The following is a 16,554-nucleotide window of genomic DNA, read 5'->3' as shown; positions in this document are numbered from 1 at the left end:
GGCGGGCCCCGATCGGGCCGCCCGGCCGGCGTCGCGGACGACACCGGTACCCGATCGGTACCGGCACCTCCGCGACCACCGTCGCGCACGCGCCCTCCGGCACGTGCGCGACGTCCCCCTGCCCGCCTAGTACGCCCCGGCCGGGGAGTCCTCTTCAACGGCTTCCGACCCGATTGCCCCGAGGCCGGCCGACGAGACGTTTCCGGCCCCGTCCGACACGACGGCCGACACGGCTTCCGCGAAGACAGCCGAAGCGTCCCCTTCGACAGCGCTCGGCACCTCCCCTTCGTCGAGGGTCGGCGCACCTTCCCCGACAGCCGTCGGCACGGCCTCATCCACCGCGGCCGACGAGACTTCCCCGACGGTGGCGGACGCGGTCGCCTCGACGGCGACCGTCGCGGCGACCCCGACACCGGCGGAACCGGCCTCTTCCACGTCGACCGACACGGCTTCCTCAACTACGGCCGACGTGGCTTCCGCGATGGCGGCCGACGTCGGCTCGTCCGGGTCCTCGATGATCTGTTCGGCGGCCGAGTCGAGGGTGGTGAGCACCCATTCGGCGACCTCGACCCCGCTCTGCTCGGCGGCCTTGCTCCAGCGCCGGTACCGCTCGCGCGCGACGGCCAGCTGACGGAAGGGGACGGTGTCGGACGCAGCCGTGGGCTCGACGCCCCTGGCCTCCCGCAGCGCGTTGCGCAACTGCTTGGTGGTCCAGGACAGTTCCTCGGCCCTGAGCAGCCACCGGTCCTGCTCCTCGGTGGGCAGCGAGGCCACCTCGGCGTGGTGCTGGAAGGTCAGCCGTGCGCGCCGCCGTGTCATGTCGAACCGACGGGCCACCCAGGCGTAGTTGCGCAGGGTCTGGTAGCGCAGCCCGGCGCTGCGGATGCCCTGCAGATAGCGGTCGGAGTAGTGGTCCTTGCCGTAGGTCAGCCAGTCGCCCAGCCACCACGAGGACGAGTCGACCACACCGGCCAGCTGGCGTCCGGCCCGCTCCCACTCGTCGAACGAGAGCACGTCCGGTATCTGCAGTCCCACCCTGGTCGTCAGCACCTGGTCGTTGCGCGGTTTGCGCATCCCGCGGTGCGGCGGCGGAGTCCTGGTCATCCACGGAGTGGGCTGCGGCAGGGCCGTCGTGTGGCCTTCGGCGCCATAGTTCGAGCTCACGTACGTTCCCCCGGTCTGTGTCGGTTGTCTGTATCTGTCGTCTCGGTTCGCAGTGAGGGCGGGACTCAGGAGGCCATCTCGTTCTGGACGTCGAGCACATAGCCCCGGCCCCACACGGTGCGGACGGTGAGGCCCAGCACGTTGATCCGCTGCCGGACCCGCATCATGTGCAGGTCGAGCGCGTTGCGGGTCATCGGCGCCGCGCCATGGCCCGCCTCGAACCTGAGCACCTCGCGCGGCACGACCTGGCCGAAGCGGGACACGAGCAGGGACAGCAGTTCGGCCTGTGTGGGCGAGAGCGTCACCGACTGGGAGGCGAACCACAGCACGCCGTTCTCGTCGAGCTGGGGTGAGCGGAAACGCCGGTAGCGGTGCGCCAGCGCGTCGGCACGCGCCTTGAGGTCGTGGGAGGCGACCGGCGTACGGACCCAGTCCTCGTAGATGTCGTCACAGACCGGCGCCTTCAGACCCGCCTCGACCACCAGGATCCGCGGCACACCGCGGGACCTGCACTCCTCGCGCAGGTCCTGCTGGGCCGGCCAGCGCAGCAACTGCACTTCCCTGGTCAGCGACTTGTTCTGGGTCTGTCCCTCTTGCGTGATCATCCGAACCCCGTCTCTTCGGCAGGCCACTCCAACACAGGACCCCCATAAACATACCAGTGCCCAGGTTTTTTTCACCCCCTCGCAGCCTACTTTCGCAGTCTTACCCGGCACTCACTATTGCCAAAATCGCCGCAAATCAACGCACATTTGACAGCGTTGGCGGCAATGTGTGAACGGAAGGCTACATTCAGCGAAGCCACTATTAACAAACCAGCTTGCTGGTTTATAACCTGTACGCAGCATCCACCCTCGGGAGAAGCCGATGATGAAACAGGAACGTGCCGTCCGCACCCGCCAGTTGCTCATCCGCTCGGCGGCCGAGGCGTTCGAACGACACGGGTTCATCCGGGCGAGGCTGGCCGACATCAGCTCCAGCGCCGGGGTGACCACCGGGGCCCTGCACTTCCACTTCGCGAACAAGGAGGCCCTGGCCTCCACCGTGGAAGCGACGGCCGCCGTGATCCTGCGCCACGCGGCACACAGCGTCCAACGGCCCGGAGCGAACGCCTTGCAGCGGCTGACCGGCGCCTCCCACGCCCTGGCCGACCGCCTCCGCCACGACGTCGTGGCCCGCGCGGGTTTCCGGCTCAGCTGCGGCGACGGCCCCCACCGCGGGGCTCTGGACCTGCGGGGCGAATGGTTCGAGTGCATCCGCCACCTGCTGACCGAGGCCGGCGACCACAACCTCCTCGCCGAGGGCGTCGCCCGGCAGGACGCGGCGGCCTCCATCGCGGCGGCCACCACCGGTTTCGAGGTCCTCGGCCGCACCGATCCCGCCTGGCTCTCCCCCGCCTCGCTCAGCCGCTTCTGGCGCCTGACCCTGCCCCGCCTTGCCACGGCGGAGGCCCTCGCCGCCCTCGGCCTGCCGGCCGGTGACCCCGCGCCCCCGTCCACACGTTGTGGAGATTTTGGAAAACAAAAACTGACCGAGCTGTCTTCTTCGGGCAGGAGCCCGGTTACCTTGCCGGGGTCGGCCAGGGCATGAAGACGGGGGAACGTTGATGACGCCTGCGCAGGCTTCGGTGAGACCTGCCTCGGAGACATCCGCAGGGCGGGACTCGCTCGAAGGGAAGGTCGTCCTCATCACGGGTGCCAGCAGCGGGATCGGCCAGGCGGCGGCACGTCTGTTCGCCCGGCGGGGCGCCCGCGTGGTGCTGGTCGCCCGCAGGGAGAAGCGGCTGGTGGACCTCGTGGACGAGATCCGGGCCACCGGCGGAGAGGCCTCCTACGCGGTGGGGGACGTGCAAAAATCGGCGGAGATCGCCGACGCCGTCGCGCACGCGACGACCACGTACGGCCGCCTGGACGCCGCCTTCAACAACGCCGGCACAGTGGTGCCGCCGAGCCCCCTCCACCTGGTGGAGGACGACGCGTACGACCAGGTCATGAACACCAATGTGCGCGGGGTGTGGAACTGCATGCGTCACGAGATCGGCGCGCTGATCTCGTCCGGCGGCGGGTCCATCGTCAACACCAGCAGCACGGCCGGCCTGGTCGCCACGTCCGCCGGGGCCGCGTACATCGCCTCCAAGCACGCCGTCATCGGACTGACCAAGGCGGCTGCGGTCGAATACGTGAAGGACGGCATCCGGATCAACGTCATCGCCCCCGGCCTGACACGGTCGGAGATGACCGACGGCTGGTTCGCCCGCCATCCCGGGGCCAGGGAGCGCAGCCTCACCTCGGCGCCCCAGGGCCGCGCCGCCGACCCCGAGGAGGTGGCGGAGGCCGCCGCCTGGCTGTGCAGCGACGCCGCATCCTTCGTCACCGGCGCGACCCTGCCCGTGGACGGCGGGGCCACGGCCTGGTGAACCGGCCGGGTCAGCCGGCGTGCAGCTCCTGGAGTTCCTGGAACTCGTCACGATGCAGCTGCGCGTACACGCGGGCGCCCCGGTCGGGAGCCGTGTCCAGGTTCGCCAGGACCGCCGGCGCCGCGATCGAGGGCAGCATGTGCCGGAACAGCACGGAGATCCGGTACTCGATGTCCGCCAGGTCCATCTCCAGGTGGGAGTAGGTCTGGGCGCCGTGAAAGGCCGTCAGCACGAACTCCGCGGTCTCCCGCGGTACCACGTGCGCGAGAACCTCGTTGCGTTGCTGCGCCTCGACCAGGTAGCCCGTGAGCAGCTCTATCCAGGCCGGCCAGGCGCTGCCGTACTGGCTGCGCCCGTCCCGGTCCTCCGAGAGCTTGGCGCCGGCGCGCAGCACGGGGTCGCGCGACAGCCGGTGGGCCACGACCATGGCGGTGTCCACCATCTCCTGGAGCCTGAAGTTCTGGGCGGGGACGTCCAGCGACGTCTGCACCCCCAGAACGCCCTTGGCCAGGGCCTGCTTGGAGTCGAAGTGGAAGTACAAGGCGCCTTTGGTGACTCCGGCGACCTTGAGGATGTCGGCCACCGTCGTGGCCGCGTACCCACGCTCGGCGAAGACCTCCGCCGCCGCTTGAAGAATTACCCGGCGGGTCCGGATCGCACGCTCCTGCTGGGCCACGGGACCTCCCCTCAGATCGAGGACATGCCTGAGACGGGCACCAAAGAAACCGCCCAGCACGTACCTTATACGTGGGCAAGGGGAAGCTGTAAGAGACCGAATGGTCCAATATGAGTCCCGCGCGCCGAATCCTCACGGGCCGCGCACCGGTCACCTCGGCACGAAGGAACACGGACTGCCCGGTTCCGGGGATCGACCGGGCAGGACGCGGCAGCGTGCGGTCAGCCCCGGCCGGCACCGACGACGACGGCGGCGGCCGCCTCCGCGTCGACGGTCCGCAGCAGCGCCTCGTCGACCTCCTCGAGCGAGCGGACCATGTGCCGCACCCCCGCCCCGCGCATCAGATGCTCCTGGAAACTGTGCTCGTAGTCCGTCGGGCATCCGATGAACGCGGCGCCGAGAGCCCGCGCCGCCTCGGCCACGCTCGCCGCGTCGTCGATGAACAGCGCCTGGTCGCAACGCAGCCCGAAGACGTCCTCCGCGATCTCCCGGATCCCCGGCCGGACGGCGTCGGTGCACACGTAGACCGGATCGTCGAACAGCCCGGCGTACTCCTGGAGATGCGCGTCGAAGTGCGAGCGGTCGAGCCCGCCGTAGCAGACGACGCGGACCCCGAGGCCGCGCAGGACGGTGAGCAGGGCCTGCGCGCCGGGCTGGACGCGGAGCGGATGCTCCCGGAGGTAGTCCTCCCGCTCGCGGAAGTAGGCCTGCGCCAGCTCCTCCGGGCTCCCCTCCAGACCGGTGGCCGCGGCCGCCTCCAGCCGGGGGCGGGAGAGCACCGCCCGTTCCACCTCGGCCGTGTACCGCCCGCCGCGGTCGACGATGAACCGGTGGATCACGGGACTGAAGGTGTCGTTGAGCAGGACACCGTCGATGTTCACCGCGACCAGGCACAGATGGGAGAGGGTCATGTCAGCTCCGTGTGTCGTCGATGCCGAGAGGCTTCAAAGGTCATACATAAACCAGGCTCGCGGTTTCATCAGCAGATCTTTTGGGCCCCTGTGACCGATCGAGCCCCAACTCCTGCATCATCCATGGCAATTGAAGACCGCACCAGCCTTGAAAACAAAACCGGTGAGTACGTATCTTTGGAACATCCATTCGCCTCCTTGGGGGAGAGGTTCATGAGTGTGCTGACGGTTCACGAGCCAGAGCACCACACCGACCGATCGGAGGGATGCCTTCCCGGCACGCAGCTCGACGCGCTTCCGCGGCTCACCACCACGGTGCCCCGGGAGTACGTCCACCGGGCCTCCATCGCGGAGGTCTTCCTGACCAGCTGCACCCGCATCGACGAAACCCGCTTCACGCTGACCGGACAGTGGCCCCGGGCGCACACCTACTTCAACTGCCCGAACGACCGGCTGCACGACCCTCTGCAGGTAGGCGAAACCATTCGCCAGGCGGGCCTGTGCCTGGCGCACGCCGAACTCGGAGTCCTCCTCGGCCAGCACTTCGTGATGTGGAATCTCAGCTGGACGGCGGTACCGGAGCAGCTGACCATCGGTGCCACACCGAGCGACTTCATCGTGGACGCCGCGATCACCACCGAGGGGCGCAGGAACGCTGCGACGGTCCGCAGGCACCTGGAAGTGACGATCAGGCGCGACGGGCGTACCGCCGCGACGGGCAACGCCAGCTTCACCTGCCTCACGCCGGAGACGTACCGACGGCTGCGCGGCGACGCGCTGTCCGTCCCGCCCCGGCCGGAGCCGGAGGAGCTCCCGGTCCGCATGGACCCGGCCGAGGTCGGCCGCACCCACCCCGTCGACGTGGTGCTCGCCCCCACCGACCGACCCCTGAACTGGCTGCTCGCCCCCGACACCCGGCACCCGGTGATGTTCGACCACGGCGGCGACCACATCCCCGGCATGGTCCTGCTGGAGGCGGTACGCCAGGCCTCCTGCGCCGTGCTCGGACCGGCCACCACCCTGCTCCCGGTACAGGCGTCCACGGAGTTCCATCGCTACGTGGAGTTCGCCGGCCCCTGCTGGATCGAGGCCACCCTCTTGCCCGAACGAGAGGACGGACTGACCGGCTTCCTCGTGACGGGCCGCCAGGACGGCAAGACCGTGTTCACCTCCTCGGTCTGCGGCCCGGTCGCCCGGTACTGACCGCCGCCACGCCGGCGAGGGTCGGCGTGGCCGGCGATCCGTCCGAGTCGCCGGCGGCCTCCGCCTCTGATCGTTTTCAGGGCACCACTCATCCTCTGATACGCTGCTCCAGCGACGTCACCCCAGCTGACGAGGGTTCCCGCAGCCGCCCAGCGGCAGCGGCGGAAACTCGCTGGGGACACGCAAAACGGTGTGCGACACTAGGGTCACTGGTTCGCACAACAGCAAGGTCCTGTGGAGCAGTTTGGAGTGCTCGCCACCCTGTCAAGGTGGAGGCCGCGGGTTCAAATCCCGTCAGGACCGCCAAGGCCTCGCAAGAGGCTTTGATGGCTGGGTAGCTCAGTTGGTACGAGCGATCGCCTGAAAAGCGATAGGTCGCCGGTTCGACCCCGGCCCCAGCCACAACCAAGGCCCCGATCTCCGGATCGGGGCCTCGTTGTATGGGCCTCGTCCTATGCCCGGCCACCCACCCCGGTACAAATCGTTCGCCACGGATTTCCCGGGGATGAGATCCTGGATCGCGTATGTCTACGCACCCTGCCCCCGATGCCCCGGCCCTCGGCACCCTCGCCTCCCGTCTGACCGAGCTGTCCCTGCGCGACGCGCACCGGCTCGGGCGCAGGCTCGAAGGCGCGCGCAAGATCCGTAAGCCGGAGGCCCGTGCCGCCGTGCTCGGCGAGATCGAGGCGGAGGTCGCCCGGGCCGAGGAGCGCATGGGCGAGCGGCGAGGCCGCGTGCCCGCGGTCACCTACCCCGAGCAGCTGCCGGTCAGCCAGAAGAAGGACGTCATCGCGGAGGCCATCCGCGACCATCAGGTCGTCATCGTGGCCGGTGAGACCGGGTCCGGCAAGACGACCCAGATCCCGAAGATCTGCCTCGAACTGGGCCGGGGCGTGCGCGGCATGATCGGCCACACCCAGCCCCGTCGTATCGCCGCGCGCACGGTCGCGGAGCGGGTGGCGGAGGAGATGGACACCCCCCTCGGCGAGGCCGTCGGCTGGAAGGTCCGCTTCACCGACCAGGTCAACCCGGACGCCACCTTCATCAAGCTGATGACGGACGGCATCCTGCTCGCCGAGATCCAGACCGACCGCGAGCTGCGCGCCTACGACACGATCATCATCGACGAGGCCCACGAGCGGTCGCTCAACATCGACTTCCTGCTCGGGTATCTCGCCCAGCTGCTGCCCAAGCGGCCCGACCTGAAGGTCGTCATCACCTCGGCGACCATCGACCCCGAGCGTTTCTCCCGGCATTTCGGCGACGCCCCGATCATCGAGGTCAGCGGGCGGACGTATCCGGTGGAGGTGCGCTACCGCCCCCTGCTGGAGGAGGACTCCGAGGACGCCGACCGCGACCAGATCACCGCGATCACGGACGCCGTCGAGGAGCTGATGGGCGAGGGCAAGGGCGACATCCTGGTCTTCCTCTCCGGTGAGCGGGAGATCCGGGACACCGCGGACGCGCTCACGAAGAAGCAGTACCGCTTCACCGAGATCCTGCCGCTCTACGCACGCCTCTCGCACGCCGAGCAGCACCGCGTGTTCCAGCAGCACACCGGGCGCAGGATCGTTCTGGCGACCAACGTCGCCGAGACGTCCCTGACGGTCCCCGGCATCAAGTACGTCATCGACCCGGGCTTCGCCCGGATCAGCCGCTACAGCCACCGCACCAAGGTCCAGCGGCTGCCCATCGAACCGATCAGCCAGGCCAGCGCCAACCAGCGCAAGGGCCGCTGCGGCCGCACCAGCGACGGCATCTGCATCCGGCTGTACTCCGAGGACGACTTCCTCGCCCGCCCGGAGTTCACGGACGCGGAGATCCTCCGTACGAACCTCGCCTCCGTCATCCTGCAGATGACCGCGGCCGGCCTCGGCGACATCGAGAGGTTCCCCTTCATCGATCCGCCGGACCACCGCAACATCCGTGACGGTGTGCAGCTCCTGCAGGAGCTGGGCGCGCTCGACGCGGCCGAGAAGGACCCGCGCAAGCGGCTGACGCAGACCGGCCGCAAGCTCGCCCAGCTGCCCGTCGACCCCCGGCTGGCCCGCATGGTCCTGGAGGCCGACAAGAACGGCTGTGTCCGCGAGGTCATGGTCATAGCCGCGGCGCTGTCCATCCAGGACCCGCGCGAGCGGCCCGCGGACAAGCAGGCGCAGGCCGACCAGCAGCACGCCCGCTTCAAGGACGAGACCAGCGACTTCCTGGCCTACCTCAACCTCTGGCGGTACGTCCGGGAACAGCAGAAGGAGCGGGGTTCGTCGTCCTTCCGCCGGATGTGCAAGCAGGAGTACCTCAACTTCCTGCGCATTCGCGAATGGCAGGACATCTACTCCCAACTGCGCACCGTCGCCAAGCAGATGGGCATCCACCTCAACGAGGACGACGCCCCGGGCGACCGCGTCCACGTCTCGCTGCTGGCCGGTCTGCTCTCGCACATCGGCATGAAGGACGTCAAGGACGGCGCGAAGAACGAGTACCTGGGCGCCCGCAACGCGAAGTTCGCGATCTTCCCCGGCTCGGCCCTGTTCAAGAAGCCGCCGCGGTTCGTGATGTCGGCGGAGCTGGTGGAGACCTCGCGCCTGTGGGCCCGCGTCAACGCGAAGATCGAGCCGGAGTGGGTCGAACCCCTCGCCGGCCACCTCCTCAAGCGCACCTACAGCGAACCGCACTGGGAGAAGGACCAGGCGGCGGTGATGGCGTACGAGAAGGTCACGCTCTACGGCGTCCCGATCATCGCCCAGCGCAAGGTGAACTACGGCCGTATCGACCCCGAGGCCTCCCGCGAGCTGTTCATCCGCAACGCGCTCGTCGAGGGCGACTGGCGCACGCACCACAAGTTCTTCGCCGACAACCGCAGACTGCTGAGCGAGGTGGAGGAGCTCGAGCACCGCGCCCGGCGGCGGGACATCGTCGTCGACGACGAGACGCTCTTCGACTTCTACGACGCCCGGGTGCCCGAACACGTGGTCTCCGGCGCCCACTTCGACTCCTGGTGGAAGCGCAAGCGGCACGAGCAGCCGGAGTACCTGGACTTCGAGCGCGAGATGCTCATCCGGGAATCGGCGGAGGCGGTCACCAAGGCCGACTACCCGGACTCCTGGCGGCAGGGCGGCCTCAAGTTCCGGGTGACGTACCAGTTCGAACCGGGCGCGGACGCGGACGGTGTGACGGTCCACATCCCGCTGCAGGTCCTCAACCAGGTGAAGGACGAGGGCTTCGACTGGCAGATCCCGGGCCTCCGGGAGGAGTTGGTGACGGAGCTGATCCGCTCCCTGCCGAAGCCGATCCGCCGCCACTACGTGCCGGCCCCGAACTTCGCGAAGAGGTTCCTGGACGCGGCCGTACCCCTCCAGGAGCCGCTGACGACGACCATGGCGCGCGAGCTGAAGCGCATGGTCGGTGTGCCCTTCACCGCCGAGGACTTCGACTGGTCGAGGGTGCCGGACCATCTGCGCGTCACCTTCCGGATCGTGGACGAACGACGGCGGAAGCTGGCCGAGGACAAGGACCTGGAGGCGCTCAGGCTGCGGCTGCGGCCGAAGGCACGCCAGGCCCTGTCGCAGGCGGCCGCGGCGACGGCGGAGCGTAGCGGCGGGGAGTCCCTGGAACGCTCCGGCCTGACGGACTGGACGATCGGCTCCCTCACCCGCGTCTTCGAGACCCGTCGCGCCGGGCAGCCGGTGAAGGCCTACCCGGCGCTGGTGGACGACGGCGACACGGTCTCCGTACGCCTCTTCGACACGGAGGCGGAGCAGGCGGAGGCGATGTGGAAGGGCACCCGACGCCTCATCCTGCGCAACATCCCGGTGAACCCGGCGAAGTTCGCGTCCGAGAAGCTGACGAACGCCCAGAAGCTCGCCCTGTCCGCCAATCCGCACGGCTCCATCCAGGCCCTCTTCGACGACTGCGCGATGGCCGCGGCCGACAAGCTGATCGGGGACTTCGGGGGGCCGGCGTGGGACGAGGAGTCGTACCGGAAGCTGTACGAGAGGGTCCGCGCGGAGATCGTGGACACGACCGTCCGCACCGTGGGCCAGGTGCAGCAGGTGCTGGCCGCCTGGCAGGCCGCTGAGCGCCGTCTGAAGGCCGTCCGCAGTCCGGTCCTGCTGCCGAACCTGCAGGACGTACGCGCCCAGCTGGACGCCCTCGTGAAGCCGGGCTTCGTCACCGAGGTCGGTCTGCGCCGCCTTCCCGATCTGATGCGGTACCTGGTCGCCGCGGACCGTCGCCTCCAGCAGATGCCGACCAACGTCCAGCGCGACACCACGCGCATGGAGAAGGTCCACGAGATGCGGGACGAGTACGCCTGGCTGCTGGAGCAGCTGCCCCAGGGCCGCCCGGTCCCGTCCTCGGTCACCGACATCCGCTGGATGCTGGAGGAGCTCCGGGTCAGCTATTTCGCGCACGCGCTGGGCACGGCTTACCCGATCTCTGACAAGCGGATCGTGAAGGCGATCGACGCGGCCGCTCCGTAACCGGCCGCCTACAGGGGGTGAGTTCGACCAGGGGGCTCACCCTCCTGTACAGTCTCTTCTCGCAGCGCAACGCACGAATAGCGCCGCGAAACCTGGTCCTGTGGAGCAGTTTGGAGTGCTCGCCACCCTGTCAAGGTGGAGGCCGCGGGTTCAAATCCCGTCAGGACCGCAGTGAGGAAAGTTGGGCCCGCACCCTACGGGGGTTGCGGGCCCAACTTCTTGCCCCACCCTGTCGAGGTGGAGGCCGCGCCCGCGGCGCAGCCGCAGTCGACCGCAGCAAATCCCGTCAGGACCGCAGAACAAGAGCCCGGATCTTCGGATCCGGGCTCTTTTGCACTTCCGGTTCCTTGTTCTCAGAGACCCCCCGGCGTCCCACGCCGTCTTGACGGCGTCTTCATCCGTCGGTACCCAGAAACCAGGGCCCTTTCCCCGTGGGTCCTGGAGGTGGCGTATGGCGGCTTCGGTGAGGCATGAGACGCGAGCTCTGCTCCGTGCGCATCTGTCGGCCGCCTCGTCGTACCGTCACCTGACCCGCCACTGCCCGATCTGCCACCACCTGCTGCGGCTGGCGATGGACTCCGCGCCGGGGGCCGCGGAAGCGCCGGACGAGGTGGCCGGGGAAGAGACTCCCGCCGGCGCGTGAGCGAGTGTGTCGCCCAACACCCGTACGACTGGGGGACGGTGGAGCGCCCGCCTCCTTTAGCGCACTCGCGGCGGCAGCAACAAGCGGCGCGCCATGTGACGGGTGTCACCGCATGAGTTTCTGAAACCGAGGTACTTACGCCTCACCTACAACAGGTCAATTTAATATGTGCAATTGCACCACCCTGGGCGGGTCGCCCCACGACCGCCCACAGGAGATCCGACAGCCCTCCCCAGACTCCGACAAGCCCGCCCACAGGGCCGGCCGGGATATCGGACCGCGCGCACAAAAAAGATCGCGCTGGACCCGGCGGAGTCCAGCGCGATCGACGACGCACCCTGTTGCTTGCTCGAAAAGTCCCGATGGGCTTGGGCGTAGGTCCTGTTGGGGCAGAACCCGCGTCGCTTGGAGCTAGGGTTCGGGCAACTCGGCGCAGTTGGGGGACCTGCCGTTTTGCCCTGTTATGAAGTTGTCAGGCCTCGCTGCGCTGCTGGGGGATGCCCGCGAGCAGAGCACGGACCTCCGCCTCGCGGTAGCGGCGGTGCCCGCCGAGCGTACGGATCGATGTGAGCTTTCCGGCCTTCGCCCACCGCGTGACCGTCTTCGGGTCCACACGGAACATGGTGGCGACCTCAGCCGGGGTCAGCAGCGGCTCGGCATCAGGGGTGCGAGCGGTCATGAGCGGCCTCCTCGGGAGAACCGAACCTTCTCGGTTCTTTCCTCTAAATTCTGCACCTTGACCCGCGTTGCCCGAAATGGTGGACGCGGGTCGAGTCGGTTATAGGACGAACGGCTTGTCCTCGGCACTACAACTACACCATCTGTCCAGCCGCGTCGGCCAAACCGATGGAATTGCCCTCCAGGTGTTCATCAGCGACGGAAGCCGATGGACCATGCCATAGCGGACAGTCACGCCACTGTGACGATCAGTCACAGGACGATCAGGAGTCACCAGACCCCCCAAAGCGTGCAATGCGGACGGAGTCCTCCCCGGACTCCTTGTCCTATTTTGGCATGAGGAGGGGCAAGCGACGCAAGAGCCGGGAACGTGCGGTCCGTCACGCTCGACACATAAGCCCGGATCGGGACGTACGTCCGATGTTGACGACACCTCAGTAACCTCGGTGCGAGGACGAAACCCCAAAACGGGCGATTCGTCAAACGCCAGTTCGTTACCTAAGGCAGCGCTAGTTCGCCGACCGCCGGTCCCTGACGGACCGCCAGCGCTCCACCAGCCGCCCGTACGCCTCCCCCGCGGCCGCCCCGTCCCCGCGACGCAGCGCCTCGATGCCCTCGGCCACGTCGGCCGCCGAGTGGTCGTCCTCCAGCTCACCTGTCGGCAAGGTGTGCACCAGGCCGCCGTAGTCCAGTTCGACCAGCGAGCGGGGGTGGAACTCCTCCAGCCACCGCCCCACGTCCAGCAGACCGTCGATGAGCGGCCCCTCGTCGAAGGCCTCCTTCAGCGCCCGCAGGGCCCGCGCCACGCGCCGCCGGGCCTGCACCATCGGCGTCCGGTAGCGCAGCATCGGCGGGATGTCGCCGGAGCCCTTGTCGAAGCGCCGCTCCTCGTCGGCGACCAGCACGAACCAGTGCAGGGGCACCTGCCAGGTCCCCGTGCGGATCCAGGGCCGCGCGTCCGGGTTGCGCACCAGCCAGCGCTCGTAGTCCTGGGTCGCCTGCCGCCGTACGACCTCCGGCAGCACCGCGTCCAGGACCGGTGCGGGCAGTTCGTCGGCCAGCTCCTGCAGCGCCTGCCAGCCGCGCAGCCGGGTGCGCCACGGACACACGCAGACCACGCCGTCCACGTCCAGCACGAACGCGTCGCTGCTCTCGTGCACCGGCACCGGGACGGGCGGGGTGGGCAGCAGATCGGCGAGGGAGCGGCGCAGCTCGTCCTGGTACGAGGGACGGTCGGGGCGGCGGGCGTAGCGGGCCCAGTGGTCGCGCTCGGGCTCGGGGAAGGCGGCCAGCGGTTCGTAGACGCGCAGATACGTCGCGTACGGGACGACCACCGAGGACACCTTGGGCACGCCTGCTCCCTCCCCCTCCCACCACCGGGAAAACCTGCGGAACCCGCCACGAATCCACGGGAAATCCATGCAAATCGTCGCACGGGCGCTCCCGTGGGGTGAGTGATCCCCACCACTGCCCGGATGGCGGCCCCCACAGGCTCTACTCTCGTCCTCACAGGCCCCGCCACCCGTACGGGAGCCCAGTCCACCCGCCGCTCTTTACCTCAGGAGTCACCACAGTGACCGACGTGACCGGCGCACCTGCTGATGTACTGCACACCCTGTTCCACTCGGACCAGGGCGGACATGAGCAAGTCGTGCTCTGCCAGGACCGTGCCAGCGGTCTGAAGGCCGTCATCGCCATCCACTCCACCGCCCTGGGCCCGGCCCTCGGCGGCACGCGTTTCTACCCGTACGCGACCGAGGCGGAGGCTGTCGCCGACGCGCTGAACCTCGCGCGCGGGATGTCGTACAAGAACGCCATGGCCGGTCTCGACCACGGCGGCGGCAAGGCCGTGATCATCGGCGATCCGGAGCGCGACAAGACCGAGGAGCTGCTGCTCGCCTACGGGCGGATGGTCGCCTCCCTCGGCGGCAGGTACGTCACCGCATGCGACGTCGGCACCTATGTCGCCGACATGGACGTCGTCGCCCGCGAGTGCCGCTGGACCACGGGCCGCTCGCCCGAGAACGGCGGCGCCGGCGACTCCTCCGTGCTGACCGCCTACGGCGTCTACCAGGGCATGCGGGCCAGCGCCCAGCACCTGTGGGGCGACCCGTCGCTGCGCGGCCGCAAGGTCGGCATCGCGGGCGTCGGCAAGGTCGGCCACCACCTGGTGCAGCACCTGCGTGACGAGGGCGCCGAGGTCGTGATCACGGACGTCCGCGAGGAGGCCGTGGGGCGGATCCTGGCGGCCCATCCGGAGGGCGTGACGGCCGTCGCCGACACCGCCACCCTGATCCGGGTCCAGGACCTGGACATCTACGCCCCGTGCGCGCTCGGCGGAGCCCTGAACGACGACACTGTGCCGGCGCTCACCGCCAAGGTGGTCTGCGGGGCGGCCAACAACCAGCTCGCCCACCCGGGCGTGGAGAAGGACCTCGCCGACCGCGGGATCCTCTACGCGCCGGACTACGTGGTGAACGCCGGCGGTGTCATCCAGGTCGCCGACGAGCTGCACGGCTTCGACTTCGAGCGGTGCCGGGCGAAGGCGGCGAAGATCTTCGACACCACGCTCGCCATATTCGCACGTGCGAAGACGGACGGGATTCCACCGGCCGCCGCGGCCGACCGGATCGCCGAGCAGCGGATGCACGAGGCCGCCACGGAACGCGCGCTCTGACGTTTGGCCGGTACCCGTCGGCGGGCACTTAGAGAGAACTCTCACGTTCGTCGGCGGGTCGGCCGCCGATAAGTGGTTAAAATCGCCATTGACCAGCGAGGACAGGGCATCTCGAAGGTCCTGGGCACACGCTGCCCATGCGGGCGACGTACCGTATGGGCGTGGGCTCAGGTACCGTGGGAGCCCTACGGACCGGCCTCTCCACGGAGAGTCCGTTCCAGATCATGAACGCGTGTCAGACTCTGGGGCCGTCGAGCCCCGTCGTTGAGGGGGTCGAGCCATGGGGCGCGGCCGGGCCAAGGCCAAGCAGACGAAGGTCGCCCGCCAGCTGAAGTACAACAGCGGCGGGACGGACCTCTCACGCCTGGCCGAGGAGCTGGGCGCATCGTCGACATCGAATCAGTCACCGAACGGTGACCATTTCGAGGACGATGGGCAGGACGACGACGACCTGTACTCACGTTATGCCGACCTCTATGAGGACGACGACGACGAGGACGAGGGCGGAAACCCTTCACAACAGCGTCGCGGCGCTTGACGTTGCATTGAGCACCTACCCGGTCGGTGACCTCGGTCACCGACCGGGTTCTGTGCTGCCCGCCTCGGATCAGCTCGCGTAGTCCCCGACGAGGGCGGCACCGGTCGTGTGCTCTCCCCGCTCGGTGATCTCGCCCGCGACCCACGCGTCGACGCCCCGGTCCGCCAGGGTGGCCAGCGCCACGTCCGTGGACTCCTCGGGCACGATCGCGATCATGCCGACGCCCATGTTGAGCGTCTTCTCCAGCTCCAGGCGCTCGACCTGACCCGTCTTTCCGACCAGGTCGAAGATCGGGGCCGGGGTCCAGGTGGAGCGGTCGACGATCGCGTGCAGGCCGTCCGGGATCACCCGGGCCAGGTTGGCGGCGAGCCCGCCGCCGGTGACGTGGCTGAACGCGTGCACGTCCGTGGTGCGCGTCAGGGCCAGGCAGTCCAGCGAGTAGATCCTGGTCGGCTCCAGCAGTTCCTCGCCGAGGGTGCGGCCGAGCTCCTCGACACGCGCCTCCAGGGACAGGCCGGCCTGGTTCAGCAGGACATGCCGGACGAGCGAGTACCCGTTCGAGTGAAGTCCGGAGGCCGCCATGGCGATGACGGTGTCACCCGTACGGATGCGATCCGCGCCCAGCAGCCGGTCGGCCTCCACGACGCCCGTACCGGCGCCGGCGACGTCGAAGTCGTCCTCGCCCAGCAGGCCCGGGTGTTCGGCCGTCTCGCCGCCCACCAGGGCGCACCCGGCGAGCACACAGCCCTCCGCGATGCCCTTGACGATCGCGGCGACCCGCTCGGGGTGGACCTTGCCGACGCAGATGTAGTCGGTCATGAACAGCGGCTCGGCGCCGCACACCACGATGTCGTCCATGACCATCGCGACCAGGTCGTGGCCGATGGTGTCGTACACGCCCAGCTGACGGGCGATGTCGACCTTCGTGCCCACGCCGTCGGTGGCGGAGGCGAGCAGCGGGCGGTCGTAGTTCTTCAGGGCGGAGGCGTCGAAGAGGCCGGCGAAGCCGCCGAGGCCGCCGAGGACCTCGGGGCGCTGCGTCTTCTTCACCCACTCCTTCATGAGCTCCACGGCGCGGTCGCCCGCTTCGATGTCGACGCCCGCGGCTGCGTAGCTGGCACCAGTTGTCTCAGACATGGCTAGTGAGAACTTTCGTGTCGTACGGCAGGT

Annotated in this window: 14 protein-coding genes and 3 tRNA genes; 10 read left to right on the top strand and 7 right to left on the bottom strand. The window is 68.9% G+C overall.

Going from position 1 to position 16,554, the window contains the following annotated elements:
- Positions 1 to 126: 126 nt before the first annotated feature.
- Together ACIGDI_RS38320 and ACIGDI_RS38315 are read right to left on the bottom strand one after the other, a co-directional pair.
- Positions 127 to 1,164: an LmbU family transcriptional regulator gene (locus ACIGDI_RS38320; RefSeq protein WP_399906736.1), complete on the bottom strand. Its 1,038-nt coding sequence runs from the start codon at positions 1,162 to 1,164 to the stop codon at positions 127 to 129.
- A 65-nt stretch (positions 1,165 to 1,229) separates the two neighbouring features.
- A complete protein-coding gene (locus tag ACIGDI_RS38315; protein WP_200699684.1) occupies positions 1,230 to 1,769 on the bottom strand; it encodes a winged helix-turn-helix domain-containing protein in 540 nt (179 codons plus the stop codon).
- Positions 1,770 to 2,031: 262 nt separating this feature from the next.
- On the opposite strand from ACIGDI_RS38315, the gene ACIGDI_RS38310 reads away from it, so the two are divergent.
- The gene (locus ACIGDI_RS38310) at positions 2,032 to 2,754 is read left to right on the top strand and encodes a ScbR family autoregulator-binding transcription factor (protein WP_399906735.1); all 723 of its coding nucleotides are present in this window, start codon (positions 2,032 to 2,034) and stop codon (positions 2,752 to 2,754) included.
- 16 nt (positions 2,755 to 2,770) lie between these two features.
- Positions 2,771 to 3,580: an SDR family NAD(P)-dependent oxidoreductase gene (locus ACIGDI_RS38305; protein ID WP_399906733.1), complete on the top strand. Its 810-nt coding sequence runs from the start codon at positions 2,771 to 2,773 to the stop codon at positions 3,578 to 3,580.
- Between the two features lie 10 nt (positions 3,581 to 3,590).
- Here ACIGDI_RS38305 and ACIGDI_RS38300 read toward each other — a convergent pair whose 3' ends face one another.
- Together ACIGDI_RS38300 and ACIGDI_RS38295 are read right to left on the bottom strand one after the other, a co-directional pair.
- The gene (locus tag ACIGDI_RS38300; protein WP_399906731.1) at positions 3,591 to 4,256 is read right to left on the bottom strand and encodes a ScbR family autoregulator-binding transcription factor; all 666 of its coding nucleotides are present in this window, start codon (positions 4,254 to 4,256) and stop codon (positions 3,591 to 3,593) included.
- Between the two features lie 221 nt (positions 4,257 to 4,477).
- Positions 4,478 to 5,167 (bottom strand): HAD family hydrolase, encoded by a 690-nt coding sequence (locus ACIGDI_RS38295; protein WP_399906729.1) that lies wholly within the window; start codon positions 5,165 to 5,167, stop codon positions 4,478 to 4,480.
- 213 nt (positions 5,168 to 5,380) lie between these two features.
- Between ACIGDI_RS38295 and ACIGDI_RS38290 the strand changes: the two genes are divergently transcribed.
- The 6 genes from ACIGDI_RS38290 to ACIGDI_RS38265 all read left to right on the top strand — a co-directional run bounded on the left by ACIGDI_RS38290 (position 5,381) and on the right by ACIGDI_RS38265 (position 11,491).
- Complete coding sequence (locus ACIGDI_RS38290) at positions 5,381 to 6,370, top strand: ScbA/BarX family gamma-butyrolactone biosynthesis protein (RefSeq protein ID WP_399906727.1); 990 nt, start codon at positions 5,381 to 5,383, stop codon at positions 6,368 to 6,370.
- A 228-nt stretch (positions 6,371 to 6,598) separates the two neighbouring features.
- Positions 6,599 to 6,676: transfer RNA gene (locus ACIGDI_RS38285), tRNA-Asp, on the top strand.
- Between the two features lie 22 nt (positions 6,677 to 6,698).
- Positions 6,699 to 6,772: transfer RNA gene (locus ACIGDI_RS38280), tRNA-Phe, on the top strand.
- A 122-nt stretch (positions 6,773 to 6,894) separates the two neighbouring features.
- Entirely contained in the window at positions 6,895 to 10,848 is a 3,954-nt protein-coding gene (gene hrpA, locus ACIGDI_RS38275) for an ATP-dependent RNA helicase HrpA (protein WP_399906726.1), read from the top strand.
- Positions 10,849 to 10,942: 94 nt separating this feature from the next.
- A tRNA-Asp gene (locus ACIGDI_RS38270) sits at positions 10,943 to 11,017 on the top strand.
- A gap of 282 nt (positions 11,018 to 11,299) precedes the next feature.
- Complete coding sequence (locus ACIGDI_RS38265) at positions 11,300 to 11,491, top strand: DUF6274 family protein (RefSeq protein ID WP_272176621.1); 192 nt, start codon at positions 11,300 to 11,302, stop codon at positions 11,489 to 11,491.
- A 472-nt stretch (positions 11,492 to 11,963) separates the two neighbouring features.
- Here ACIGDI_RS38265 and bldC read toward each other — a convergent pair whose 3' ends face one another.
- Positions 11,964 to 12,170, bottom strand: a complete 207-nt coding sequence (bldC, locus tag ACIGDI_RS38260; protein ID WP_003949541.1) for a developmental transcriptional regulator BldC — start codon at positions 12,168 to 12,170, stop codon at positions 11,964 to 11,966.
- Positions 12,171 to 12,678: 508 nt separating this feature from the next.
- A complete protein-coding gene (locus ACIGDI_RS38255; RefSeq protein ID WP_399906724.1) occupies positions 12,679 to 13,521 on the bottom strand; it encodes a hypothetical protein in 843 nt (280 codons plus the stop codon).
- A 221-nt stretch (positions 13,522 to 13,742) separates the two neighbouring features.
- Here ACIGDI_RS38255 and ACIGDI_RS38250 point away from each other — a divergent pair, with 221 nt between their 5' ends.
- A complete protein-coding gene (locus ACIGDI_RS38250) occupies positions 13,743 to 14,846 on the top strand; it encodes a Glu/Leu/Phe/Val dehydrogenase dimerization domain-containing protein (protein WP_200699676.1) in 1,104 nt (367 codons plus the stop codon).
- Between the two features lie 280 nt (positions 14,847 to 15,126).
- On the top strand, positions 15,127 to 15,384 hold the full coding sequence (locus ACIGDI_RS38245; RefSeq protein ID WP_058924454.1) for a DUF3073 domain-containing protein: 258 nt from the start codon (positions 15,127 to 15,129) through the stop codon (positions 15,382 to 15,384).
- A 69-nt stretch (positions 15,385 to 15,453) separates the two neighbouring features.
- On the opposite strand, the gene purM is transcribed toward ACIGDI_RS38245, so the two are convergent.
- A complete protein-coding gene (purM, locus tag ACIGDI_RS38240) occupies positions 15,454 to 16,521 on the bottom strand; it encodes a phosphoribosylformylglycinamidine cyclo-ligase (protein WP_384822020.1) in 1,068 nt (355 codons plus the stop codon).
- Positions 16,522 to 16,554 lie beyond the last annotated feature (33 nt).

This window comes from Streptomyces sp. NPDC085900, from assembly GCF_044540925.1.
In the GTDB taxonomy this organism is placed as follows: Bacteria; Actinomycetota; Actinomycetes; order Streptomycetales; family Streptomycetaceae; genus Streptomyces; species Streptomyces gilvifuscus.
The sequence above is the reverse complement of the archived record's forward strand: the minus strand, read 5'-3'. Positions and strand labels throughout refer to the sequence as shown.

Coding starts and splice junctions, on each gene's coding strand:
- ACIGDI_RS38315 (WP_200699684.1), bottom strand. CDS start 1,769: ATGATCACGCAAGAGGGACAGACCCAGAACAAGTCGCTGACCAGGGAA.
- ACIGDI_RS38310 (WP_399906735.1), top strand. CDS start 2,032: ATGATGAAACAGGAACGTGCCGTCCGCACCCGCCAGTTGCTCATCCGC.
- ACIGDI_RS38305 (WP_399906733.1), top strand. CDS start 2,771: ATGACGCCTGCGCAGGCTTCGGTGAGACCTGCCTCGGAGACATCCGCA.
- ACIGDI_RS38295 (WP_399906729.1), bottom strand. CDS start 5,167: ATGACCCTCTCCCATCTGTGCCTGGTCGCGGTGAACATCGACGGTGTC.
- ACIGDI_RS38290 (WP_399906727.1), top strand. CDS start 5,381: ATGAGTGTGCTGACGGTTCACGAGCCAGAGCACCACACCGACCGATCG.
- hrpA (WP_399906726.1), top strand. CDS start 6,895: ATGTCTACGCACCCTGCCCCCGATGCCCCGGCCCTCGGCACCCTCGCC.
- ACIGDI_RS38265 (WP_272176621.1), top strand. CDS start 11,300: ATGGCGGCTTCGGTGAGGCATGAGACGCGAGCTCTGCTCCGTGCGCAT.
- bldC (WP_003949541.1), bottom strand. CDS start 12,170: ATGACCGCTCGCACCCCTGATGCCGAGCCGCTGCTGACCCCGGCTGAG.
- ACIGDI_RS38245 (WP_058924454.1), top strand. CDS start 15,127: ATGGGGCGCGGCCGGGCCAAGGCCAAGCAGACGAAGGTCGCCCGCCAG.
- purM (WP_384822020.1), bottom strand. CDS start 16,521: ATGTCTGAGACAACTGGTGCCAGCTACGCAGCCGCGGGCGTCGACATC.